At 71.2% G+C, this 2,827-nt stretch carries 4 protein-coding genes; 1 reads left to right on the top strand and 3 read right to left on the bottom strand.

The window, feature by feature from the left end:
• On the top strand, positions 1–624 hold a 624-nt coding region (locus tag FMQ63_RS36980; RefSeq protein WP_228556573.1), incomplete at its 5' end, for a hypothetical protein.
• Between the two features lie 15 nt (positions 625–639).
• Here FMQ63_RS36980 and FMQ63_RS36975 read toward each other — a convergent pair.
• The 3 genes from FMQ63_RS36975 to FMQ63_RS36965 all read right to left on the bottom strand — a co-directional run.
• Positions 640–1,626, bottom strand: coding sequence for a hydrolase (locus FMQ63_RS36975; RefSeq protein WP_011556046.1), 987 nt, complete (start codon positions 1,624–1,626; stop codon positions 640–642).
• Between the two features lie 55 nt (positions 1,627–1,681).
• A complete protein-coding gene (locus FMQ63_RS36970; RefSeq protein WP_011556045.1) occupies positions 1,682–2,029 on the bottom strand; it encodes a YkgJ family cysteine cluster protein in 348 nt (115 codons plus the stop codon).
• Positions 2,026–2,827 (bottom strand): hypothetical protein (locus FMQ63_RS36965; RefSeq protein ID WP_141277043.1); only part of this gene is annotated, 802 nt, incomplete at its 5' end. The genes FMQ63_RS36965 and FMQ63_RS36970, both read right to left, overlap by 4 nt.

Here is a 2,827-nt window from a genome sequence, read left to right as displayed (position 1 = left end):
ATGTGTCACGGGAGGCAGGGCATGGGGGTGGTATCCGCGCTGGCGGCGGTAGGGGTGCTGCTGACGGCACAGGCAGCGCCAGCTTCGGGGCTCCAGCGGCGGACCCAGGACCCGGAGCGGCTGGCTCCCTTCGGATTGATGCTGGACGCCAGCGCACCCGAGGGCGCGGGCCTGTCACTCTCCTTCCGGCCCACGCGAATGCTCCGGCTCCACGTGGGCGGCACGCACAATGGTGTCCGCCCCGGAGCGCGCGTGGGGCTCACGTTGCTGCCCTTGAAGGGGCGCCTGACGCCCGCGCTGACGCTGGAGGCCGGCCATGCGCGGCCCGCGAATGGTGAAGGCCTGGAGCGGCGCATCGTGGACCGCACGCAGATGCCCATCCATTCGTTGGAGCGCGTGGGCTACTCCTACGCGAGCGCCCTGCTGGGCTTCGAATGGCAGGCCCCGAAGCGGCTGACCTTCTTCGTGCGCGGCGGCTTCAGCATCATGCGGCTCTACAGCCCGGGCATCGTCGGCGTGGACGAGCAGTTCCGCGACGCGCTGGAGCCCGCGAACTTCCACGGCTGGAGCCTGAGCAACATCGAGCCCACCGCGAAGCTCGGCATCCTGTTGTCCTTTGGTTGAGCCGAGGCCGCTGCCTCAGTCCACGCGCGGCTGGGACAACACCGCGTCGAAGAAGGCCAGCGCCTGCGCCTCCGCCCAGAAGTGGGGCCGGTGTACCTGGCCGCCGACGAAGCCGACGTGTCCACCGTGCTCCGTCACCACGACGCTCAGGTGGGGATTCGCGGCGGCGGCGGGCGGGATGACGGGCGTCTCCAGCATCGGGTCGTCCGCGGCGCTCAGCAGCAGCGTGGGCCGGCGGATGGCGTGCAGCCGGGGGCCGGCGGAGGACTCCGCGTAATAGTGGGCGGCGTCGCGGAAGCCGTGCAGCTCGGAGGTGACCGCGTCGTCGAAGGCGCGGATGGTGCGCGCCGCCTCCATGGCCTGGCCGTCGAAGGCCTCCGGAAAGTGGCGCAGCTTTTCGCGGGCCTTCTGCTTCAGCGTCCGCAGGAAGCGCTCGCGGTACAGCCGGTGGAAGGGGCCTCCCGCGTCGAGCTTGCGACAGCAGGCGCTCAAATCATACGGCGCGCTGACGGACGCGGCGGCCTCCACGGGCGCGTCGTCGCCCAGCGTCTCCAGCAGCCGGCACAGCACGTTGGCGCCCAGGGAGAAGCCCACTGCGAATAGCGGGCCGGTGACGCGGGCGCGCGTCTCGTTCAGCACCCGGAGCGCGTCGTCGATGTCGCCCGAGTGGTACGAGCGCGCCAGCCGGTTGGGCTCGCCGCTGCATGAGCGGAAGTTGAGCGCGGTGGCGCCCCAGCCGCGCGTCCGCGCACCGCGCAGGATGGCGGTGACGTAGCCCGCGCGGGACGAACCCTCCAGGCCGTGCAGCGCCACGACATGCGGCGCGCCCGCCGCGCCGTCGAAGGTGTCCAGGTCGACGAAGTCGCCGTCTGGCAACTCCATGCGCTCGCGTCGCAGCGCGGGCGTGCGGGTGGGGCGCACGAGCGAGGCGTAGATGGTCTGCGCATGCTCGTTGGCCAGGCCGGGCGCGGGCACGAAGGGATGGGTGGGCTGGAATCGCACGGCCGGGGGATAACGCCCGTACGCGGGGACGACAAGCGCTCTTGCCGCCAGGCGCCTAGTCCTTGGCGCCGTCAGGGCGGCGCAGGGTGTCCAGGCGGCGGGCCATGCGCATGGACGCACAGCCCTGCTCGCGCAAGGCGCGGGCCTCCGCCTGGAGCCCGAAGAGGCTCAGGTACTTCTCCACGCGCTCCTCCAGCGTGGGGGCCTCGATGAGGGTGCAGACTTCATCCGCCTGGTAGTCGCGGCAGATGGCGGGCCGCTCCTCGTAGACTCCGCAGAGGTTGTCCTCTTGCAAATGTGGGCAGCGCAGGCCCAGCGGCTTGTCCAGCGCGGCGATGTCCGGCGCCACGCAGCAGGCGCCGCAGCGCGTGCACTCCACGGGCTTGGAGTGGGGGGCACTCATCGGGGCACGACCTTCTCCACCGTGCCCAGGTTCGTCACGGTGAGGCGCGCGCCCTGGCCCTTCTTCCAGACGAGGAACGTCCGTTCGTCCTCCGGCTCCAGCACGTGCTCATGGGCGCCGTCATCCTCGTAGCGCAGCCGCACCGTGTACGTCTCCTCGCGGCGCAGCCGGTCCGCGGCGCCCACGGCCAGCTCGGGCCAGCGCGGCGCATCGTCGGTGCCGGACGCCTCCCTGCGCGTCAGCGGCTTCCACTCATGGGTGTCGTAGGTGCACTGGTCCGCATACACGGGCTCCCGGCGGTAGCGCGTCTCGTTCTGGCAGTCCTCATAGGACTCGCGGCAGTACTTCGTCACGTCCTCGCACACCTCCTCCATGAAGCCGTTGCCCATGTCCTTGCGGCGGCACTTCTCCTCCGTGCCGCAGGCCACCTTGCGCGACTTCGTCCGGCACACCCGCTCCGTGCCGTCGGGGACGCGGCGGGTGCCTCGCTGGACGGACACGCAGGCGCGGATGTCGGCCACGCCCGCCACCTCGCCGGTGCCGTTGACGGGCATGCGGGCCGTGACGGAGCGCAACTCGTTGCGCCAGCCCCGCTTCGTCACCCGGGTGAAGCGCTCTTGAATCACGGTGCGCTTCCAGGCCGTGCCCGTCACCTCGCCGGGAAACTCATGCGCCTTGCCTGCCCACAGGCCGAAGACACTGGAGCCGAGGCAGCAGAGGAACAGCGAGCCTAGCGCCAGGAGCATCGGTGCCTTGCGCTTCGCGGGACGTGACTGCGGCGGGGGGGGGCTGTCTCTT

The sequence above is a fragment of the Myxococcus sp. CA005 genome, assembly GCF_006518205.1.
Lineage (GTDB): Bacteria > Myxococcota > Myxococcia > Myxococcales > Myxococcaceae > Myxococcus > Myxococcus xanthus.
The sequence above is the reverse complement of the archived record's forward strand: the minus strand, read 5'-3'. Positions and strand labels throughout refer to the sequence as shown.